18 protein-coding genes are annotated in these 19,640 nt (G+C 64.6%); 9 read left to right on the top strand and 9 right to left on the bottom strand.

Translation table 11 applies throughout. The annotated features are described in order from the left end of the window. Positions 1-45: 45 nt before the first annotated feature. The gene (locus P5703_RS16510) at positions 46-498 is read right to left on the bottom strand and encodes a flavodoxin (RefSeq protein WP_011912321.1); all 453 of its coding nucleotides are present in this window, start codon (positions 496-498) and stop codon (positions 46-48) included. Between the two features lie 216 nt (positions 499-714). On the opposite strand from P5703_RS16510, the gene P5703_RS16515 reads away from it, so the two are divergent. The 6 genes from P5703_RS16515 (at position 715) to cysZ (ending at position 4,177) form a co-directional block, all read left to right on the top strand. Then, the gene (locus tag P5703_RS16515; RefSeq protein WP_011912320.1) at positions 715-1,341 is read left to right on the top strand and encodes a PilZ domain-containing protein; all 627 of its coding nucleotides are present in this window, start codon (positions 715-717) and stop codon (positions 1,339-1,341) included. A 66-nt stretch (positions 1,342-1,407) separates the two neighbouring features. Beyond that, the gene (gene folM, locus P5703_RS16520) at positions 1,408-2,112 is read left to right on the top strand and encodes a dihydromonapterin reductase (RefSeq protein WP_011912319.1); all 705 of its coding nucleotides are present in this window, start codon (positions 1,408-1,410) and stop codon (positions 2,110-2,112) included. Between the two features lie 17 nt (positions 2,113-2,129). Continuing rightward, complete coding sequence (gene folX / locus P5703_RS16525; RefSeq protein ID WP_011912318.1) at positions 2,130-2,504, top strand: dihydroneopterin triphosphate 2'-epimerase; 375 nt, start codon at positions 2,130-2,132, stop codon at positions 2,502-2,504. 76 nt (positions 2,505-2,580) lie between these two features. Continuing rightward, positions 2,581-2,871, top strand: coding sequence for a DUF1244 domain-containing protein (locus P5703_RS16530; RefSeq protein ID WP_020306433.1), 291 nt, complete (start codon positions 2,581-2,583; stop codon positions 2,869-2,871). Beyond that, positions 2,871-3,209 (top strand): HopJ type III effector protein, encoded by a 339-nt coding sequence (locus tag P5703_RS16535; protein ID WP_265661482.1) that lies wholly within the window; start codon positions 2,871-2,873, stop codon positions 3,207-3,209. Before P5703_RS16530 ends, P5703_RS16535 begins: the two co-directional genes overlap by 1 nt. Positions 3,210-3,421: 212 nt before the next feature. Continuing rightward, positions 3,422-4,177, top strand: coding sequence for a sulfate transporter CysZ (cysZ, locus tag P5703_RS16540; protein ID WP_013982000.1), 756 nt, complete (start codon positions 3,422-3,424; stop codon positions 4,175-4,177). A gap of 98 nt (positions 4,178-4,275) precedes the next feature. Here cysZ and P5703_RS16545 read toward each other — a convergent pair whose 3' ends face one another. From P5703_RS16545 to P5703_RS16560, 4 genes are all read right to left on the bottom strand, one after another. Beyond that, positions 4,276-5,385 carry an NADH:flavin oxidoreductase gene (locus P5703_RS16545; protein WP_045631913.1) on the bottom strand — a complete coding sequence of 370 codons (1,110 nt, stop codon included), beginning with the start codon at positions 5,383-5,385 and terminating at the stop codon, positions 4,276-4,278. 19 nt (positions 5,386-5,404) lie between these two features. Next, positions 5,405-6,046 (bottom strand): TetR/AcrR family transcriptional regulator, encoded by a 642-nt coding sequence (locus P5703_RS16550; protein WP_014595996.1) that lies wholly within the window; start codon positions 6,044-6,046, stop codon positions 5,405-5,407. Between the two features lie 139 nt (positions 6,047-6,185). After that, positions 6,186-6,668 carry a glutathione peroxidase gene (locus tag P5703_RS16555; RefSeq protein ID WP_011912312.1) on the bottom strand — a complete coding sequence of 161 codons (483 nt, stop codon included), beginning with the start codon at positions 6,666-6,668 and terminating at the stop codon, positions 6,186-6,188. 114 nt (positions 6,669-6,782) lie between these two features. Continuing rightward, positions 6,783-7,268: an FKBP-type peptidyl-prolyl cis-trans isomerase gene (locus tag P5703_RS16560; RefSeq protein WP_011912311.1), complete on the bottom strand. Its 486-nt coding sequence runs from the start codon at positions 7,266-7,268 to the stop codon at positions 6,783-6,785. 238 nt (positions 7,269-7,506) lie between these two features. Between P5703_RS16560 and P5703_RS16565 the strand changes: the two genes are divergently transcribed. The 3 genes from P5703_RS16565 to yihG all read left to right on the top strand — a co-directional run bounded on the left by P5703_RS16565 (position 7,507) and on the right by yihG (position 11,996). Next, positions 7,507-8,694 (top strand): acetate kinase, encoded by a 1,188-nt coding sequence (locus P5703_RS16565; protein ID WP_011912310.1) that lies wholly within the window; start codon positions 7,507-7,509, stop codon positions 8,692-8,694. A gap of 164 nt (positions 8,695-8,858) precedes the next feature. Beyond that, positions 8,859-10,955: a phosphate acetyltransferase gene (gene pta, locus P5703_RS16570; RefSeq protein WP_011912309.1), complete on the top strand. Its 2,097-nt coding sequence runs from the start codon at positions 8,859-8,861 to the stop codon at positions 10,953-10,955. 132 nt (positions 10,956-11,087) lie between these two features. Continuing rightward, positions 11,088-11,996: a 1-acylglycerol-3-phosphate O-acyltransferase, YihG family gene (yihG, locus tag P5703_RS16575; RefSeq protein WP_013981996.1), complete on the top strand. Its 909-nt coding sequence runs from the start codon at positions 11,088-11,090 to the stop codon at positions 11,994-11,996. A gap of 4 nt (positions 11,997-12,000) precedes the next feature. Here the strand turns inward: yihG and P5703_RS16580 are convergent, their stop codons facing one another. The 4 genes from P5703_RS16580 to P5703_RS16595 all read right to left on the bottom strand — a co-directional run bounded on the left by P5703_RS16580 (position 12,001) and on the right by P5703_RS16595 (position 19,554). Beyond that, positions 12,001-14,124 carry a two-component system response regulator gene (locus tag P5703_RS16580; RefSeq protein WP_011912307.1) on the bottom strand — a complete coding sequence of 708 codons (2,124 nt, stop codon included), beginning with the start codon at positions 14,122-14,124 and terminating at the stop codon, positions 12,001-12,003. Positions 14,125-14,250: 126 nt separating this feature from the next. Next, positions 14,251-17,970, bottom strand: a complete 3,720-nt coding sequence (locus tag P5703_RS16585; RefSeq protein ID WP_279641722.1) for a CHASE domain-containing protein — start codon at positions 17,968-17,970, stop codon at positions 14,251-14,253. A 147-nt stretch (positions 17,971-18,117) separates the two neighbouring features. After that, positions 18,118-18,771: a YiaD family glycine zipper/OmpA-like lipoprotein gene (locus tag P5703_RS16590; protein ID WP_011912305.1), complete on the bottom strand. Its 654-nt coding sequence runs from the start codon at positions 18,769-18,771 to the stop codon at positions 18,118-18,120. A 138-nt stretch (positions 18,772-18,909) separates the two neighbouring features. Continuing rightward, entirely contained in the window at positions 18,910-19,554 is a 645-nt protein-coding gene (locus P5703_RS16595; RefSeq protein ID WP_011912304.1) for an MBL fold metallo-hydrolase, read from the bottom strand. Between the last annotated feature and the right edge of the window lie 86 nt (positions 19,555-19,640).

Here is a 19,640-nt window from a genome sequence, read left to right on the forward strand (position 1 = left end):
CGGCAGTTGCCCTTGCAGCCAGGCCGTTGGCCCGGCGAGCCAGGATCAGCCGCGCAGGGCTGCAGCGAATGCCTCCAGCCAGGGCTCGGCATCGCTTTCCGGGGTGACCGTCTCACTGGCATCGAGACGCAGCATCTCCACCACTTCCCGCACGCCCAGTTCGGCGTACAGCTCGCGGATCAATTCACCACCGCCACAGAAGGTGTCGCCGTAACTGGCGTCGCCCAACGCGATGACGGCACCAGGCAGGCCGCTCCAGGCCGGAAACCGATCACGAATGGCGGTGTACAGGGGAATGAAGCTGTCCGGCAGCTCGCCCATACCGGTGGTGGAGGTCACGACCAGCAGCGCATCGGGCGCAAAGTCGAGAATCTGCTGCAGCTGGGCGCGGGGATCGTGCCAGGCGTCGAAGCCGGCGGCCTTCAACTGGCGTTCGGCATGGCGGGCTACGTCTTCGGCCGTACCGTAGACGCTTCCGGAAAGAATGGCGACTTTCATGCTGCGCTCCGAGGCAATTCAAAGCCGCGCATTATGCCGCAATCTCCACACTGCGACGCACAACCAGGAAGCACCAGCGATACGGAACTAAACTTCGTACAGGCGATCGAAGGCCCGATTGCCACAATGAATGCGGCCATACCGGTCGCAGGCGAAAGCGGCCACGACCGCGACGCCAGATCGAGGGAAGGCCGGCGCCTTCCGAGGGTATCCGCAATGGCGGAAGAGACCATACTCAGCAAAGACGAGCTGACCTTCATCCGCCAGCTGATGCAGCGCAACGGCGGCAGCGGCAACGAGCGCTCCACGGGTTTCCGGATCGATGGCGGCGCACGTTCCAACGAGCTGCTGATGCAACTGGCCGCCCGCGCCAACCTGTCGCTGCAGGCCGAGTTCGAGGACTTCCGCATGTCCTTCCCGCTGCAGCTGCGCGAAGACGAGCTGCACAGCCTCGATCTGCAACTGGCGCCACCGGTCATCTACGAGCGCGGCCCGACGACTCGTGCCTGGCGGTTGCATCTGGACGAACCGCTGCCGTTACTCGAGAGCGACGGCGGCGAGAGTCCGCTGAGCGTGCATGAACTCTCTCCCCACGGCCTGCTGGTAGAAGCCGGCAAGCATCGCAAGCCCCCCAAGCATTTCCATCTGCGCCTGGCCCTGCCTGACGATACGCCGCTGGAAATCGACGCCCACCGGGTACGCGAACTGAACGGCGGCCGAGCCGCCTATGAAGTCGAGTTCGCCCGGGAAAAGGACGCCGAGCGCATCCGCTCCTTCCTCTATCGCCAGCACCAGCGGCTGCACCCCGATTTGCAACCTGAGCTGCCGGCTGATCTGGTGTAAGCTGCCACGCCATTAGCGACGGCCCGCGCCTGCGGGACGTCCGCCCACTTCCGGCAGTGGATACTCATGCATCAGGCCCCGATTCTCATCACCGGAGCCAGCCAGCGGATCGGGTTGCATTGCGCCGAACGCCTGCTGGATGACGGTTACCCGGTCATCATCAGCTACCGTCGCGAGCGCGACAGCGTAGCGCGGCTGCGTGCCCGCGGAGCGCAGGTGGTGCAGGCGGATTTCAGCGATGAAGCCGGCATTCATGCCTTCATCACTGCCATCCGGCAACTGACCGGCAGCCTGCGGGCGATCGTGCACAACGCCTCGCAATGGCGCGCCGATACGCCCGGGCAGGAAGCCGACGCCTTCCGCCAGCTGTTTCAGATCCACATGCTCGCGCCCTACCTGATCAACCTGCGCTGTGCCGATTTGCTGCGCTACGGCGGCCCGGCGGATATCGTGCACATCGGCGACGATGTCACCCGCAAGGGCAGCAAGAAGCACATCGCCTACGCCGCGAGCAAGGCCGGCCTGGACAGCCTGACGCTTTCCTTCGCCGCCAGCCTGGCCCCGCAGATCAAGGTCAACGGCATTGCGCCGGCGCTGATCCAGTTCAACCCGGACGACGACGAGGACTATCGCCGCAAGGCATTGGCCAAGTCGGCGCTGGGTATCGAGCCCGGCGCCGAAGTGATCTACCAGAGCCTGCGCTATCTGCTCGACAATCCCTACGTCACCGGCACCACACTGACCGTCAACGGCGGTCGCCATCTGATCTGACACGACAAGGAGACGACATGCCCAGACTGGAACCCGCGATGGCGCGCATCCGCGTCAAGGACCTGCGGCTGCGCACCTACATCGGCATCAAGGAAGAGGAAATCCTCAATCGCCAGGACGTACTGATCAACCTGACCATGCTCTACCCGGCCGCCGAAGCGGTGCGCGAGAACGACATCGAACAGGCGCTGAACTACCGCACCATCACCAAGGCGATCATCCAGCATGTCGAGGACAACCGTTTCGCCCTGCTCGAACGGCTGACCCAGGAAATCCTCGATCTGGTGATGCAGTATCCGCAGGTGCGCTATGCCGAAGTGGAGGTCGACAAGCCTCATGCGCTGCGCTTCGCCGAGTCGGTATCGATCACCCTGGCAGCCCATCGGGATTGACGCGGAACAAGGCTGGTTCGCTCAACGAGGCGAGGTTATGATCCGGCCGACCTCAGCCAACGCCGAGACCCGAGAGATGAACGACCAAGAACGCACTGAACTGGAAGCCGCCGCCTTCCGTCGCCTGGTCCAGCACCTGCGCACCCGCCCTGATGCGCAGAATATCGACCTGATGAATCTGGCCGGTTTCTGCCGCAACTGCCTGTCGAAATGGTACAAGGCCGCCGCCGATGACCTGGAGGTCGAACTGACCATCGACCAGGCGCGCGAAGAGGTGTACGGCATGCCGTACAGTGAATGGAAAAAACGCTATCAGAAGGAAGCGACCGCCGAGCAACAGGCCGCTTTCGACAAGGCACAGAAATAATGATAGACCTGAAGGACTTCCGCGCGAGCCTGCGCAACCGCAACCACGCGTTCAGTGACACCCTCGCCTTCATCGCCAGCAACTACGACTACCAGCCGAGCCGTTTCGTCAATGGCACGCTGGAGAATGCCGCCGGCGAGAACGAGGGCTCCTGCAAGACGCTCGGCCTGGCCCTGCTGGAGGGTTTCAGCACGGAAGAGGCTCTGCTCGCGTTCGGCGAACACTACCAGGCGGTGCTGGCCAACCCGAACGGCAGCGACCATCGCAACATCCGCGCGCTGATGGAGACGGGACTGCCGGGCGTGCGCTTCGACAGTCAGCCACTCCACCGCAAGTAAGCCGCGTTGCGACAAGAGCCGGCCCGCCCGGCTCGACCGAAGAAAAAGGGTCATCCAAGCACTTGGGGAAGGCTTAAGGAGCGGATGACCCGAAAAGCGATGGGCACCACCTTACCCATGCCGCAGCGCGGCGGATAATTCAGCTTTCGCATCCCGCCCATAGTCGTGGGCTATCCCTCTTCCCGTCACGACAATGCCTCACAGGAGATGCCATGCCCGTATCCGCTCTTTCCGGCCCGCAGTACCTGCGCGAAGGTCTGCGCCTGGTGCTTAGCCCGGGGCTGCGCCTGTTCGTGATCCTGCCCCTGACCGTGAACGTACTGCTGTTCTTCGGCCTGATCTGGCTGGCCGTGGGCCAGTTCAGCGGTTGGGTCGACACCTTCATGCCGAGCCTGCCGAGCTGGCTGGCCTTTCTCGAATACCTGCTCTGGCCGTTATTCGTTGCGCTGGTGGTGCTGATGGTGTTCTTTACCTTCACCATGCTGGCCAACATCATCGCCGCGCCCTTCAACGGCTTTCTCTCAGAGAAGGTCGAGGTGGTGGTACGCGGAGAAGACGCCGCACCGCCCTTCAGTTGGGCCGAGCTGCTTGCCATGCTGCCCCGCACCATCGGCCGTGAATTGCGCAAGCTGGCCTACTTCGCACCGCGTGCACTCGCCCTGCTGGTGCTCTCGTTCATCCCGGTGCTGAACCTCGCAGCCGCACCGTTATGGCTGCTGTTCGGCGTGTGGATGATGGCGGTGCAGTACATCGATTACCCCGCGGACAACAACAAGCTGAGCTGGGCCGACATGATGGTCTGGCTGCGCCAGCGTCGCTGGCAGAGCCTGAGCTTTGGTGCGGTGACCTATGCGGCGTTGCTGGTACCGGTGCTGAACCTGCTGATCATGCCGGCAGCGGTCGCAGGAGCCACGTTGTTCTGGGTCCGGGAAGGCGGGCCGAATCGGCAGCTCGATCGGCCAGCATAGGCGCTTGGCGTCTCGTTCGGCGGCTAAATAGCGCGGCGGCCCGGAGCGCCGCCGCGGCGGGGGCAGCGGCAGTCAGATGGCTCTGACTGCCTGCTTATTCACGCCAGCGTCTTCAACGCCTCGCGGCTGAACGGCAGAATCTCCTCCATCCGCCCCTCGCGCACCTTTACCGCCCATTCCGGATCGCAGATCAGCGCACGCCCCACCGCCACCAGATCGAACTCGGCCTTGTTCAGCCGCTCCAGCAGGCCTTCGATGTTGGCCGGCTGCGCCACCTTGTCGGTCTTGACCATGAACTGCAGGAATTCGCCGTCCAGGCCGACGCTGCCCACGGTGATGGTCGGCTTGCCGGTCAGCTGGCGGGTCCAGCCGGCCAGGTTGAGTTCCGAGCCCTCGAACTCCGGTTCCCAGAAACGACGCGTCGAACAGTGGAAGATGTCCACCCCGGCGTCGGCCAGCGGTGCAAGGAACTCGCCGAGCGCTTCGGGCGACTGCACCAGCCGTGCGGTGTAGTCCTGCTGCTTCCACTGCGAGAAGCGGAAGATGATCGGAAAGTCAGGCCCGACCGCCGCACGTACGGCCTGCACCAGCTCGATGGCGAAGCGCGAGCGGTTGGCCAGGCTGCCGCCGTACTCGTCGGTGCGCTGGTTGCTGCCTTCCCAGAAGAACTGGTCGATCAGATAGCCATGGGCACCGTGAATCTCCACGCCGTCCATGCCGATCGCCTGCGCGTCGCGGGCAGCCTGGGCGAAGGCTTCGATCACGTCCTGAATGTCCTGCTTGGTCATGCCATGAACGACGACCTGCCCGTCCTTTTGCTTTTCCATCGGCCCGTAACCTGGCACGTCCGGCTCCGGCTCAGTGCCCTTGCGACGCACGTTGCCCACGTGCCAGAGCTGCGGGACGATCTTGCCGCCAGCGCCATGCACCGCCTCGACGACAGCCTTCCAGCCGGCCAACGCATCCTCGCCATAGAAGCGCGGAACATGCGGGTAGCCGTTGGATGCCGCGTGATTGACCGTGGTGCCCTCGGTGATGATCAACCCGACCCCGGAAGCAGCACGCCGACGGTAGTACTCCACCACATCGGCGGTGGGTACGCCGTTGGGCGAGAACGACCGGGTCATCGGCGCCATGACCACACGGGTCGGCAAACGAAGGGCGCCCAATTCGAAGGGCTCAAACAGGGCTTGTACGCTAGCGGTCATCGATGCGACTCCTTTTTATTCATCTGGGCAAGGCAACCGAGCGCTCGTGGCTCGGCAAACGAGGCGCAGCCGGCGCCAACAGGCGCTCGAGCTGCTGGAGGAAAACCTGTAGCGGGGCGACGCTGCCGCTCACTTTCATGCGCAGCAGCGCGCCTTCCCAAGCGTTGCTGATGAACTCGGCAACGGCCCGACAGTCGCTGTCCGGTGCAAGCGCACCAGCGCTGCGCCCCTGCTCCAGGCAGTGCGCGAGCAGCTCGACGGAGCGCGTCAGAATCTCGCTGAGCCGGGTTGCGATCGGCGGACAGAGTTCCGCCATCTCGAAGCTCAGGCTACCGATGAAGCAGTGATACTCCGGCCGTTCCTGACGGGCGAAGTGCGCTACGAGATCGGCGTAGTAATCCAGGATGCGTTGCACGGGTGGCAAGGAGGCATTGCTCAACGCCAGCCGATAGCGCTCCAGCCGCGGCGCATAGATGTACTCCAGCGCCTGCAGGGCGAAATCTTCCTTGCTGGCGAAGTAGTGATAGAACGAGCCCTTGGGGATCCCTGCGGCCTGGACGATTTCCTGCACCCCGGTCCCGTGATAGCCGCGGCGGGTCATCACCTGGGCGCCTTTGGACAGGATCAGGTCGCGCTTGTCGTTGCGTGCTGGATTGCTCATGCACCGAGAATATGACCGGTCGTCTCGCCGGCACAGCATCATCCATGGCGCTTATCCAGCCGCAACCATGGCAGCGATGGCACAACACGCAAGGCGGGAAAAAGAAGCGCGACCGCGGCTGCGGTCGCGAGAGGCGGGATCAGGCCAGAGCGCTTTCGATCGCCTGGATCAAGGCAGGATCGTCCGGCGCGGTGCGCGGCGAGAAGCGCGCCAGGACGCGACCGTCCTTGCCGACGAGGAACTTCTCGAAGTTCCAGCTGATGTCCCCGGGGAAATCGGCGCCCTCACCCGCCAGCAGCCGATACAGCGGATGACGCTGCGGTCCGTTGACTTCGAGCTTGCCACTCAGGGGGAAGCTGACGCCGTAATTCAGCGTGCAGAACGAGCGGATCTCATCGTCGCTGCCGGGCTCCTGCGCCGCGAACTGATTGCATGGCACACCCAGCACACTGAAGCCTCGAGCGGCGTACTGCTGCTGCAACCGCTCGAGGCCGGCGTACTGCGGCGTCAGTCCGCACTGGGAGGCGACATTGACCACCAGCGTGATCCGATCGCCGAACTGCGCCAGCGGCAATTCCTCGCCGCCCAGGCCTGGCAACACCAATTGATGGAATGCGCTCATGACATCTCTCCTGACAAAAAAACGCCCCGGCACACGACCGGAGCGCTCTCTTTTTCGATCGGCACGGCAGCCGTTCCTGCCGCCGTGTGTGCGGTCGCCGCTATGGCGGCCGGATCAGTGGTGGTGACCACCCTCGCCATGGATATGGCCGTGGGCCACTTCTTCGTCGCTGGCGTCACGCACGCTGACGACCTTGACGTCGAAGTTCAGGCGCTGGCCGGCCAGCGGGTGGTTGCCGTCGACGATCACGTCGTCGCCTTCGACGTCACGGATGGTGACGATCTGCATGCCGCCGTCCGGACCGGAGGCGTGGAACTGCATGCCGACTTCGAGTTCGTCGACGCCTTCGAACATGGCGCGATTCAGCGTAGCGACCAGTTCCGGGCTGTACTCGCCGTAAGCGTCCTGCGGCTCGATGGAAACCTGGATCTGGTCGCCGCCCTGCTTGCCCTCGAGGGCCTTTTCCAGGCCGGGGATGATGTTGCCGGCGCCGTGCAGATAGACCAGCGGCGCGCCGCCGGCCGAGCTGTCGATCACCTCACCGGCGTCGTTGGTGAGTGTGTAGTCGATGGAGACAGCCTTGTTAGCGGCAATCAGCATGGGGCAGAACCTTTGCTTGAGAGAATGGATATCGAAGTTTAACCATCCACCGCGCCGATTGCGAACCGGGCATGGATGAACGGGCCCGCGCCGCCCGTCGCCAGCGGCCAGGATGTAGTCCCATTGAACGTGGGACTACAACCTTTGGATGGCATCGCTTTCATGGACGATGTGCAAGAATCCGCGAAAAGTATCTTTGGCACCCATTTCAATAACATTAGAGATCCAAGGAGCACCGATGTCGGCTCGTAACATCCTGGTGATTAACTGTGGCAGCTCGTCGATCAAGTTCGCCCTGGTCAACGAAGCGCAAGCGACCTTCCCGCTACAAGGCCTGGCCGAGTGCATCGGCAGCCCGGAGGCCGTCATCCACTTCGAGAGCGCCGCTGGCAAGGAAAGCGTCAAGGTGCCCAACGCCGATCATCAGGCTGCTCTGGCCCAGATCCTGCCGCGCGTCGAAGACGCCGCCGGTGGCCATCTGGACGGCATCGGCCACCGCGTGGTGCACGGTGGCGAGAAGTTCTTCGCCTCGACGCTGCTCAACGACGAAACCCTGGCCGGCATCGAAGCCAACATCCAGCTGGCGCCGCTGCACAACCCGGCCAACCTGAGCGGCATCCACGCCGCCATCAACCTCTTCCCGGAACTGCCGCAGGTCGGCGTCTTCGACACCGCCTTCCACCAGACCATGCCCGAGCACGCCTACCGCTACGCCGTGCCGGACGTGCTCTACAAGGACCATGGCGTGCGCCGCTACGGTTTCCACGGCACCAGCCATCGCTATGTCAGCAAGCGCGCCGCCGAGCTGGCCGGTGTACCGGTGGACAACAGCAGCTGGCTGGTCGCTCACCTGGGCAACGGTTGCTCCACCTGTGCCGTGGTCAATGGTGAAAGCCGCGACACCAGCATGGGCCTGACCCCGCTCGAAGGCCTGGTGATGGGCACCCGCAGCGGCGATGTCGACCCGAGCCTGCACAACTTCCTGCACAAGACCCTGGGCTGGGACCTCGCCAAGATCGACAACATGCTCAACAAGGAGAGCGGCCTGAAGGGGCTGTCCGGTCTGTCCAACGACATGCGCACCCTGGCCGAAGCGCGTCAGGCCGGGCATCCGGGCGCCGTGCTGGCCTTCGAGGTGTTCTGCTATCGCCTGGCCAAGTCGCTGGCCGCCATGTCCTGCGCCCTGCCGCAGCTGGACGGTCTGGTCTTCACCGGCGGCATCGGCGAGAACTCCTCGGCCGTACGCGAGCGCACCCTGGAGCACCTCAAGCTGTTCGGCTTCAAGCTCGATGCCGAAGCCAACGCCCGCTGCACTCGTGGTGTCGCCGGCGAAATCCAGGCTCAGGGCAGCCCGCGCGTCATGGTCGTGCCGACCAACGAGGAGCGCCAGATCGCCCTCGACACGCTGGCCCTGCTGGACGCCTGAGCGCAAACAGGCAAGCAGCGATAGCGAAACCCGACAGGCCATGCCGTCGGGTTTCCGCTCTTGAGCGCCGCGGCAATCCGGCAGTTTCCGCCCTCGGGCGAGTCGCCTAGCCTAGCCGCCGCCCGGCACCCGTTACCCGAGCACCCTGTCCACTAGGAGATGCCATGCACACACTCTTCCTTGCCCCTACCGGTTTCGGCGGCGGCCTCAATTCCATCAGCCTCGGCCTGATCCGCGCGCTGGAAAGCGCCGGGCTGAAGGTCGGTTTCTTCAAGCCGATCGCCCAACCCTTCCCGGTCGACCAGGGCCGCGAGCGCTCCTGCATCCTCGTCGAGCGCACGCTGAACCTGACCTCTCCCGAACCGCTGCCGCTGGAACAGGTGGAGCGCCAGCTCGCCGATGGCGAGATCGACCTGTTGCTCGAGGACGTGGTCAGCCGCTTCCAGCAAGTCGCTGTGGGCAAGGACGTGGTCATCGTCGAAGGCATGGTGCCGACCCGCGAGTCCAACTACACCCAGCGCATCAACACCCAGCTCGCCAAGAGCCTGGACGCCGAGGTCATCCTCATCGCGGCCCAGGGCAGCGACAGCCTCAAGCGTCTGGCCGAGCGCATCGAGATTCAGGCCCAGCTGTACGGCGGCGCCAAGGATCCCAAGGTGCTCGGCGTGATCCTCAACAAGGTCAAGACCGAGGAAGGCCTGCCCGCTTTCGTCGACAGCCTCAAGCAGCACCTGCCGCTGCTGGGCAGCGCCGACTTCCAGCTGCTCGGCGCCATCCCGTTCTCCGAGGAACTCAACGCCCTGCGCACCCGTGACATCGCCGAACTGCTCGGCGCCCAGGTGCTCAACGCCGGCGAGGCCGACCAGCGCCGCGTGAACAAGATCGTGCTCTGCGCCCGCGCCGTGCCCAACACCGTGCAACTGCTGCGCTCCGGCGTGCTGGTGGTGACCCCGGGCGACCGCGACGACATCATCCTCGCCGCCAGCCTGGCCTCGCTCAATGGCGAGAAGCTCGCCGGACTGCTGCTGTGCAGCGACTTCGCGCCGGACCCGCGCATCCTCGAGCTGTGCAAGGCCGCGCTGGACGGCGGCCTGCCGGTGATGACCGTCGAGACCAACTCCTACGACACGGCCAACAACCTGTTCGGCCTGAACAAGGAAACCCCGGCGGACGACATCGAACGCGCCACCCGCGTGACCGACTTCATCGCCAAGCACCTGCACCCCGAATTTCTCCACACCCGCTGCAGCGTGCCGCGTGGCGAGCTGCGCATGTCGCCGGCGGCGTTCCGCTATCAGCTGGTCAAGCGCGCGCAGGACGCCAACAAGCGCATCGTCCTGCCGGAAGGCAACGAGCCGCGCACCATCCGCGCCGCCGCCATCTGCCAGGAGCGCGGCATTGCCCGCTGCGTGCTGCTGGCCAAGCCGGAGGAAGTCCAGCAGGTCGCCCGCGAGCAGGGCATCACCCTGCCGGCCAGCCTGGAAATCCTCGATCCGGACAGCATCGCCAACCGCTACGTCGAGCCGATGTGCGAGATGCGCAAGGCCAAGGGCCTGACGCCCGACGATGCCCGCGAGCAGCTGAAGGACACCGTGGTCCTCGGCACCATGATGCTGGCGCTGGACGAAGTGGACGGCCTGGTTTCCGGTGCCGTGCATACCACCGCCAACACCATTCGCCCGGCCCTGCAGCTGATCAAGACCGCGCCGGGCTACAGCCTGGTGTCTTCGGTGTTCTTCATGCTGCTGCCGGATCAGGTGCTGGTCTATGGCGACTGCGCGGTGAACCCGAACCCGAGCGCCACCGAACTGGCCGAGATCGCTCTGCAGAGCGCCGAGTCCGCCGTGGCCCTGGGCGTCAATCCGCGCGTGGCGATGATCAGCTACTCCACCGGCAGCTCCGGCAGCGGTGCGGAAGTCGAGAAGGTCGCCGAAGCCACCCGCATCGCCCAGGAGCGTGCACCGGACCTGCCGATCGACGGCCCCCTGCAGTACGACGCCGCTTCCGTGCTCAGCGTCGGCCGGCAGAAGGCGCCCAACAGCAAGGTGGCCGGCCAGGCCACGGTGTTCATCTTCCCTGACCTGAACACCGGTAACACCACCTACAAGGCCGTTCAGCGCAACGCCAACTGCCTCAGCGTCGGTCCGATGCTGCAAGGCCTCGCTAAGCCGGTGAACGACCTGTCGCGCGGCGCCCTGGTGGACGACATCGTCTTCACCATCGCCCTCACCGCCCTGCAGGCCGCCAACCAGAAGGGCTGATCGGCCTTTTGACGATGGCTGCCGCCGCGCCTGCACGTCGGCGGCAGCCATTGCCACCACTCTCGATAGTTGCAGTTCAGCGCATAATCGCTACTCTTGGCGCCTCGAATCAGCCGTATCGATGAGAATTTCATGCTGAGCTTCCTCCCCGCCCCACTGCGCGGCAGCCTCGCCGCCCTGCTGCTGGCGCTCAATACCCTGTTCTGGTGCTGGCCACTGTTCGCCCTGTCGCTGCTCAAGTTGGCGCTTCCCGTTCCAGCGGTACAACGCAGCCTGCGCTTCGGCATGCACTGGATCGCCGAGTCCTGGATCGCGATGAACAGCTTCTGGATGGATCTGGTTCGCCCGATCCGCTGGGACGTGCAGGGCCTGGATCAGGTCGACATGCATCACTCCTACCTGGTGACCAGCAACCACCAGAGCTGGGCGGACATTCTCGTGCTGCAATACCAGCTCAACCGGCGCATGCCGTTCCTCAAGTTCTTCCTCAAGCAGGAGCTGATCTGGGTGCCGGTGATCGGCCTGTGCTGGTGGGCGCTGGAGTTTCCCTTCATGAAGCGATTCAGCAAGGAATACCTGGCCAAGCACCCGGAAAAGCGCGGCGAGGATCTGGCCAGCACGCGCCGGGCCTGCGAGCGTTATCGGACCAACCCGGTGTCGGTGTTCAATTTCCTGGAAGGTACCCGCTTCACCGAAGACAAGCACGCCGAGCAGGCCTCGCCCTATCGACATCTGCTCAAGCCGAGGGCCGGCGGCATCGCTTTCGTCATCGACGCCATGGGCGAGCAGCTGTCCGCGCTGATCAACATCACCATCCACTACCCGGACGGTCGCCCCAGCTTCTGGGACCTCTTGGCCGGCAATATCCCTCGGGTCGTGGTACGGGTCGAGGCACAGCCGATCCCTGCCGAGTTCCTGCGCCGGAACTACGATCAGGACGAGTCCTACCGCCTGGCCTTCCAGCAGTGGGTCAACCAGCTGTGGACCGAAAAAGACGCACAACTGGCCCAGCTGCATCAGGACTACCCGACGCGGCGCTGACCGTTCAGAGCGCGCCCCAGGACACGCTGGCCGGAAACGCCCGGGCCTGCTCGGCGGTCACCGCCGGTGACACCAGGAAGCCCTGCATGACGTCGCAGCCGTTGTGCAGCAGCCAGTCACGCTGCGCCAGGGTTTCCACCCCTTCGGCCACCACTTCCAGGCCGAGGTTGCGACCCAGGTCGATGATCGTGCTGACGACCGCCGCATCGCGCGGCGAGTCCAGCATGTTGGCAATGAACAGCCGATCGATCTTCAGCGTATCCAGCTCGAAGTGGCGCAGATACGCCAGCGACGAATAACCGGTGCCGAAGTCGTCGATGGCCACCCGCACGCCGAGCTTGCGCAGCTGGCGGAGCTTCTCGCAGCTCTGTTCCAGGTCCTGCATCAGGGTGCCTTCGGTGACTTCCAGTTCCAGCTGCGCAGGGTTCAGCTGGTACTCGTCGAGCAGCCGTCGCAGCACGTCGAACAGTCCCGCGCGGCTGAACTGAACCGGGCTGACGTTCAGGCTGAGGATCAGGTCGCTGCCGAATGCGGGCAGCCACCGGCAGTACTGGTCCATGCCCTCGCGCAGCACCCATTCCCCCACCCGCTCGATCAGCCGGGTTTCCTCCAGCAGCGGAATGAAATTGCCCGGCTGGTTCTCGCCGGCATCGCCCTGCGGCCAGCGCAGCAGCCCTTCGAAGCCCCGGAGCTTGCCGCTGGCCAGCATCACCTGCGGCTGGAAGAGCAGTTCGAAGTCATTGCGTTCGGTGGCGCTGCGCAGGTTCTCCTCCATCATCAGCCGCGCGTGGGCACGCTCGTTCATGTCGCTGGAGAAGAAGCGATACTGGCGGCGACCGGCACGCTTGGCCTCGTACATGGCCATGTCCGCCGACCGCAGCAGTTGGTCGACGCTGACGCCGCAATCGGGAAAATGGGCAATGCCGATGCTCGCACCAAGGGTCACCTCGGTGCCGTCGATCTTGTGTCGCACAGAGATCAGTTCGATGAGCTTTTCCGCCACCCGTGCCGCGTCTTCCGGATGATCGAGCGAATCGAGCAGCGCGGTGAATTCGTCCCCGCCCATGCGTGCGATGATGTCGTAGGGGCGCATGCAGGTTTCCAGCAGACGCGCCACCTTGCAGAGGATTTCATCGCCCGCGTCGTGGCCGAGGGAGTCGTTGATGCGCTTGAAGCCGTCCAGGTCGATATAGAGGATGGCCATCCGCTTGCCGTTGCGGTCGACCCGCGCCAGCGACGACTCCAGCGCCTGATGGAAGCCGCGGCGATTGAGCAGCCCGGTGAGCGAATCGGTTACCGCCTGGGTTTCCAGCTGCGTGTGCAGGTTGCGCACCACTGACATATCCAGGGCGATCACCACCATCGAGCGCTGCTGGCGCGGCAGCGGCGAGCTGGACAGCGCCACCGGCAAGGGCGTGCCGTTGGCAGTGTGCAGCTGCGCCTCGTGCAGGCGATAGGTCGAACCACTGCGCCAGTAGCGATAGAAGTCCGATTCGTGCCAGCTGTCGGGCATCTCCGGCGCCGCCAGATGCGACAGCAGCGGCGTACCCTGCAGGTCCTCGACGCGGGTGTGCAACATGCCGGCGATCGCCGGATTGGCGAAGCTGATGTAGCCATCCTCGGCGACCACCAGGATGCCTTCGGCCGCGTTGCTCAGCACCGAGGCATTGAACGCGCGAGCGCTGTCGAGTTGCTGGGTGAGCAGTTGCAGGTCGCGGCGATTGTGCTCGTGGGCCAGCAGCGTGTTGATCTTGTGCTTGAGCACCTGCGGGTCGAACGGCTTGAGGATGAAATCCACCGCCCCGGTGGCGTAACCGCGCAGCACCGAGTCGCGGGTATGCGCGATGGCCGAGACGAAGATGATCGGCGTGTAGCGCGTGTGCGGGCTGCCGCGCATCAGCCGCGCAACCTCGAAGCCATCCATGCCGGGCATCTGCACGTCCAGCAGCACCAGCTCCACGTCCAGTTCGAGCAGCGCCTTGAGCGCCGCCTCGCCGGAGTTGACGGTATGCACCTGCCAGTCACCGTCGCCGAGCAGAGCCTCCATCGCCACCAGATTGGCTTCGCGGTCGTCCACCACCAACAGCGTGCGGCTGCGGGGCTTGGCCTTAAGCTGCGTCTGACTCATCGCCAACCTCCGAGCCAACCTTGCCGAACGGTTGGCAACAAGCATGTTCGCCAGCCATCGACCGCGTCGGGCGATATCGGTCGGGCTTCGTTTCCACCACAGCCATGTTCAGCGCGCACTCCTCGCTCACTCCTCTCCAGCATCAGCCGCACCCACTGCCAGCCCCAACCATTGACGCAGCAACGCCGCCAGTGCCGGGGTTTCGACCGGTTTGAGCAACAGGTCGTCGGCCCCCGCGGCGATGCAGCGCTCGCGCGTCTCGGCATCGGCCACGGTTACCAGGGCTACGATCGGCGCCTGGCAGTCATGGTCCTGTTTGAGTCTTCGTGCCAACTCCGGACCTTCCGCTCCGGGTTGGCTCATGTCCAGCAGTACCAGATCGAAGGCATCCTCTTCGAAACGTTCGACCGCCTCGTCGGCGCTGGTTGCCGGCACCACCGGCAAACCCAGCTCGTCGAGCTGGGCTGTCAGCGAATAGATCAGCCGCACATCCTCGTCCACCAGCAGCACACGCTGCCCGGCGGACGCCACCTGTAGCGAGGCGGCCGGGCTCGGCGACGCCGCCGCCGGCTCCGGTCGTATCAATGCTCCCATGCGTTCCACATCTTCCTCCTTGGACAGCGTCATCGCCGAATAGCGGCGCAAGCGTTGCATTTCCTCGTCCGACAGCGGCTGCCGGCTGTTCAGCAGCACGGTGACGCCACGCAGCGAGCGCAAGCGTTCGAGGGCATCGAGCAGGTCGAGGCCGCTGTCATCACTCAGCTCATGGTCGACCACTACCACGGGGAACCTCTGTTCGGCATAGGCCAACCTGGCCGCCTCGGCCGTCGCAGCCAGGGTCACGCTGTACCCTAACCGCTCGAAATAGTCGCGGATCAGCATGCGGCGGCGCGGATCGGTTTCCACCAGCAGCAGACGCAGCGGGTTGTGCTCATGGCGGGCCAGCTCGATGAAGATGCGCTCCAGCTCGGCCTGTGCCACGGGTTTGACCAGATAGCGCGAACCGTCATCGTGCCAGTCATGCGGCTGCGGCACGCAGGAGATGATGATTACCGGCATGCCCTGGTGCCGCTCGTCGGCACGCAGCTCGCGATGCACCTGCCAGCCGCTGATGTCCGGCAGCAGGATGTCGAGAATCACGGCGGCGAAATGCTCACGGCGCAGCGCCTCCAGACCCTGCTCGCCGGTGCTGCAGATCAGGCTGGTAAAGCCATGGTTCTGCCCGACCTCGGCCACCACCGAGGCGAAATCGGCATCGTCCTCGACGATCAGCAACCCCGGTCCGCGCCCGCGCCGTTGCGGCTGGCGAGGCAGCTGGGCCTGGGTCGCCGCGGGTGCGTCCGAGACGACCGGCAACAGCACGGTGAAGGTCGCCCCTTGTCCCAGCTCGCTGTTGACCATTACCTGGCCGCCCAACACTTCGACCAGTTGCCGCGTGATCGCCAGCCCCAGCCCGGTGCCGCCGTAATGCCGACTGATCGAGCCATCGATCTGCTGGAAGGCCTGGAAAATGCGCTCCTGCTGATCCTTGGCGATCCCGATGCCGCTGTCGCGGACCTGCAGCTGCAGCATCTGCCGCCCGTCCTGATCGGCGGGCAGAAGACTGGCCGTCAGCTGGACCTGGCCCTTCTCGGTGAACTTCAGCGCATTGGTCAGCAGGTTGTTCAGGATCTGTTGCAGGCGAGCGCGATCGGAGTTCAGTGTCAGCGGTACCGCAGGATCGACCTCCATGGTCAGGCTCAGCCCCTTCTGCGCGGCCATGCTGCCAAGCGAGGCTTCCAGGTCTCTGAGCAGATCGCGCAGGTTCAGCGGTTCCAGCTTGAGCTGCATGTGGCCGGATTCGATCTTGGCCAGATCCAGCACGTCGTTGATCAGCTGCAGCAGCTCGTGCCCGGCCCGATGGATGATGTCGGCATGCCGGACCTGTTTGTCGTTGAGGTTACCGGCGCCGTTCTGTCGCAGCTGATCGCTGAGGATCAGGATGCTGTTGAGCGGCGTACGCAGCTCGTGGGACATGTTGGCGAGGAATTCCGACTTGTAGCGGTTGGCCACCGCGAGCTGATCGGCCTGTTCGCGCAACCGCCGCTCGGCAGCCTTGCGATGGCTGATATCGATGATCACCGCCTGTACCAGCTGTTCGTCGCCGCTGCGCAAGGGCGACAGACCGATCTCCACCGGCAGCGCGCTGCCGTCACGGTGAAGACCGAACAGCTCGCGGTTGCTGCCCATCCGTCGCGGCTCGGGATGTTCCGTATAGCCCTGCCGCAGCCCTCGGTGCGCATCGCGCAGCGCCTCCGGCAACAGCAGCTCGACCGGCTGGCCGAGCAATTCCTGGCGCGTGTAACCGAACAGCAGCTCGGTCTGCCGATTGACCATCACGATGCTGCCCTGCGTGTCGACCAGGACGAAGGCATTGGGCGAGGCTTCCACGACGTTGCGGAAGCGCTCGTCGTCCCGCTTGCGGGCCTGCAGATCGAGCAGGTTGATGACGTAATACAGCGCATCGTCGTGGCGGAAGCTGGTCAGGCTGACGGCCACCGGAATCGGCGTACCATCTTCGCGCTGCGCCTGCAGCTCAAGCTGAGTGGTGTCGCGCAGTTGCCGGAGGGTCTGCTCCCCGAGCACACCTGGCACATAGCGGCTGACCCGTTCGCCGGCAAGCAGATCGGTGGTCCCGCCCAGCAGCTGCCCGGCGCTCTGGTTGGCCAGTTCGATGCGCCCGCCCGCGTTGCACAACAGTGTCGCCACCGGCAGCTGCTCGATCAGCTGGCGGAACCGCGCTTCGCGCTCCTGCAGTTGCAGGCTGAGCGCCTGACTGCTGCGCAGCGCCCGTTCGCGCAGATACAGATAGCCGCCCACCAGCAGGGAGAACAGTACCGCGGCGGTCAACGCCGCGGCGAGGTTGAATGCCCGGTTGTTATCACGCAGCACCGCCTCGTATTCCGGCGTGCTCGCCACCTGCAGCTGCCAGCTGCGGCCGTACATGTAGATGTTGCGGATGCGCTGGAACTTGGCATCGGCGCTGACCTGCGCTCGGCCTGCCAGTAGTGGGGAATCGGGATTGGCGGCATCGAACAGCTGCAGCTGCAGCATCCGGCTGCGCGAACCCAGGATGCCCTCCATTAGGTCGGTCAGGCGGAAGGCCCCATGCAGCGTGCCGACAAGAGCCCGCCGACGTTCCTCTTCCGTGGTTACAGGAGCGGATGGCGCGTACAGCGGAAAAAAGAGCAGCACGCCAGATTGTACGTTCTGCTCGGTTTCCTGCTTGAGCCGCAGCGGACCTGTGAGTACCGGGTTGCCGCTGTCACGCGAGCTGATGATGGCTTCGCGGCGGGTCGCTTCGCTGAAGAGGTCAAAACCGAGCACGCGCCGATTGCGCCAGTCGGTCGGGTGGATGTAGTCGGTCACCACGTACTCGTCACGCTCACCCGACGGGTACATGCGAAAGCGTTCACGACCGGAAGCATGAATCTGCTCGATCAGTGCAGGTAACGTCTGGGGAGTGGCATAACGGGCCAACGCGACGGCCTGGATACCGGGGTAGAAATCCTGCAGCTGCAGCTGGTCTGCGGCACGTGCCCAGTCATCGGCGGTGACCTCATCGCTACCGGCCACCACACCGGCGAGCCCACGCAGCACCATTTCGTAGGCACGCATCCGCTCGCGAAGGGTGTGCTCGATGTCATCGACGGCAAACGTGAAGCGCTGCTCCTGCTCGACCTTGCTGCGCTGCTCCTGGACGTGCCATTGCCAGCCAATCCATCCTCCCAGGCCCGCCATCAGGGCCAGTGCGACCAGAACTGGCAGCCAGGACCTACGGGAATGGAGAGCGGGACGATCATCCATTCGACCTCCTCTGTGCCAACCGGCGTGCTATCGAAGGTCAGATTCGAATAGCGCAGAGAGGTTCCATGGCGGAAGGGTCTAGCAGATTAATGGCGTCTGAATTTCGGCAGTTGCAGGGCCATTGCAGCCCTGCAACCTATGACACGATTACAGCGGACGAAGGTTGATCTCGACGCGACGATTCTGTGCGCGGCCGGCGGCCGTATCGTTGCTGGCGATCGGCTGGCTCGGGCCGGCACCGTAGGACGAGATACGCGCCGGAGCAACGCCGTTGGCGATCAGGTAGGACGCGACGCTCTGCGCGCGGCGGTTGGACAGGTCCTGGTTCAGCTGCAGCGAACCGGTGCTGTCGGTATGGCCGACGATGTCGACGCCGTTCTTGTTGAACTCCTTGAAGACCTGCACCAGCGAGTTCAGCGTCGGGTAGAAGCTGCTGGAGATGTCCGCCGAGTTGCTGGCGAAAGTGATGTTGCCCGGCATGATCAGAGTCAGGTTGTCGCCATTGCGCTGAACCTGAACACCGGTGCCCTGCAGCGTCTGGCGCAGCTTGGCTTCCTGGGTGTCGACGTAATAGCCATAGCCACCGCCCGCCGCACCACCGACCGCGGCGCCGATCAGCGCGCCCTTGGTACGGTCCTTCTTGCTCGAGGTCGCGGCACCGATGACCGCGCCGCTGACAGCGCCGATACCGCCATAGACGCCCGCCTTGCCGGCCTGCTGTTCGCCGGTGTAGGGGTTGGTGGTGCAGCCGACCAGCAGAGCGACACTTGCAGCCAGGGCGGTCATGTTCAGCATTTTCATAATCACTTCCTTCTCTCGTCAGTTGCCAGGACCGTCCCTTCGCTCGCCGAGCGCAGCCCTGAATGCGGCGCTAGATTACCATCGACCATGCGCGAGAATAGGAACCGTGCGGCAGAACCCGTCCAACGGCTCGGCACATCAGGCACGCACGAAGGGGTTCTCCCGCATCTCATCACCCAGGCGGGTATCCGGGCCGTGGCCGGTCACCACCGTGGCGTCTTCGTCGAGGGCATAGAGCCGCTGCCGGATGGACCGCTCGATGCTGGCATAGTCGCCGCCCCACAGATCGGTGCGCCCGATTCCGCGGCGAAACAGCGTATCGCCGGCGATCAGCAGCTTGGCGTCGGCGAACCAGAAGCTCATCGAGCCTGGCGTATGCCCAGGGGTATGCAGCGCCACGCCGCAGCCGCAGGCCAGCTCCTCGTCATCGGCCAGCCACCGGTCGGGCGCCGGCACTGGCGTATAGGGCACGCCGAACATGCGGCACTGCATTTCCAGGTTGTCCCAGAGGAACTGGTCGGCCTTGTGCAGATGCAGCGTGGCGCCGGTCCGCTCCTTCATCTTGCCGGACGCGAGGAAGTGATCCAGATGCGCATGGGTGTGGATGATGCTGACCACCTTCAGACCATGGGCCTCCAGCCGCGCCATGATGAGTTCTGGGTCGCCACCCGGGTCGACCACGATGGCTTTCTTGCTCAGCGGGTCGCCGATGATGGTGCAGTTGCACTGCAAGGGGCCGACGGGAAAGGTTTCGCGGATCAGCGTTGTTTGGGTGGCCGCCATGACGTCCTCGATTGGGCTGTTTCACTGCGCCGACGGCGCCGGACGAACAGATTGCCGCCTGCGCGGGTGGCAGGCAATCCTGCGCG

It is taken from the genome of Stutzerimonas sp. FeSN7, assembly GCF_030263795.1.
In the GTDB taxonomy this organism is placed as follows: domain Bacteria; phylum Pseudomonadota; class Gammaproteobacteria; order Pseudomonadales; family Pseudomonadaceae; genus Stutzerimonas; species Stutzerimonas stutzeri.

What these genes read in the sequence shown, in the direction of transcription:
- P5703_RS16580 (WP_011912307.1), bottom strand. Translation starts at nt 14,124, where the DNA reads ATGAGTCAGACGCAGCTTAAGGCCAAGCCCCGCAGCCGCACGCTGTTG.
- P5703_RS16535 (WP_265661482.1), top strand. Translation starts at nt 2,871, where the DNA reads ATGATAGACCTGAAGGACTTCCGCGCGAGCCTGCGCAACCGCAACCAC.
- P5703_RS16515 (WP_011912320.1), top strand. Translation starts at nt 715, where the DNA reads ATGGCGGAAGAGACCATACTCAGCAAAGACGAGCTGACCTTCATCCGC.
- folX (WP_011912318.1), top strand. Translation starts at nt 2,130, where the DNA reads ATGCCCAGACTGGAACCCGCGATGGCGCGCATCCGCGTCAAGGACCTG.
- P5703_RS16590 (WP_011912305.1), bottom strand. Translation starts at nt 18,771, where the DNA reads ATGAAAATGCTGAACATGACCGCCCTGGCTGCAAGTGTCGCTCTGCTG.
- P5703_RS16510 (WP_011912321.1), bottom strand. Translation starts at nt 498, where the DNA reads ATGAAAGTCGCCATTCTTTCCGGAAGCGTCTACGGTACGGCCGAAGAC.
- P5703_RS16560 (WP_011912311.1), bottom strand. Translation starts at nt 7,268, where the DNA reads ATGCTGATTGCCGCTAACAAGGCTGTCTCCATCGACTACACACTCACC.
- P5703_RS16530 (WP_020306433.1), top strand. Translation starts at nt 2,581, where the DNA reads ATGAACGACCAAGAACGCACTGAACTGGAAGCCGCCGCCTTCCGTCGC.
- yihG (WP_013981996.1), top strand. Translation starts at nt 11,088, where the DNA reads ATGCTGAGCTTCCTCCCCGCCCCACTGCGCGGCAGCCTCGCCGCCCTG.
- P5703_RS16545 (WP_045631913.1), bottom strand. Translation starts at nt 5,385, where the DNA reads ATGACCGCTAGCGTACAAGCCCTGTTTGAGCCCTTCGAATTGGGCGCC.
- P5703_RS16555 (WP_011912312.1), bottom strand. Translation starts at nt 6,668, where the DNA reads ATGAGCGCATTCCATCAATTGGTGTTGCCAGGCCTGGGCGGCGAGGAA.
- cysZ (WP_013982000.1), top strand. Translation starts at nt 3,422, where the DNA reads ATGCCCGTATCCGCTCTTTCCGGCCCGCAGTACCTGCGCGAAGGTCTG.
- pta (WP_011912309.1), top strand. Translation starts at nt 8,859, where the DNA reads ATGCACACACTCTTCCTTGCCCCTACCGGTTTCGGCGGCGGCCTCAAT.
- folM (WP_011912319.1), top strand. Translation starts at nt 1,408, where the DNA reads ATGCATCAGGCCCCGATTCTCATCACCGGAGCCAGCCAGCGGATCGGG.
- P5703_RS16595 (WP_011912304.1), bottom strand. Translation starts at nt 19,554, where the DNA reads ATGGCGGCCACCCAAACAACGCTGATCCGCGAAACCTTTCCCGTCGGC.
- P5703_RS16550 (WP_014595996.1), bottom strand. Translation starts at nt 6,046, where the DNA reads ATGAGCAATCCAGCACGCAACGACAAGCGCGACCTGATCCTGTCCAAA.
- P5703_RS16585 (WP_279641722.1), bottom strand. Translation starts at nt 17,970, where the DNA reads ATGGATGATCGTCCCGCTCTCCATTCCCGTAGGTCCTGGCTGCCAGTT.
- P5703_RS16565 (WP_011912310.1), top strand. Translation starts at nt 7,507, where the DNA reads ATGTCGGCTCGTAACATCCTGGTGATTAACTGTGGCAGCTCGTCGATC.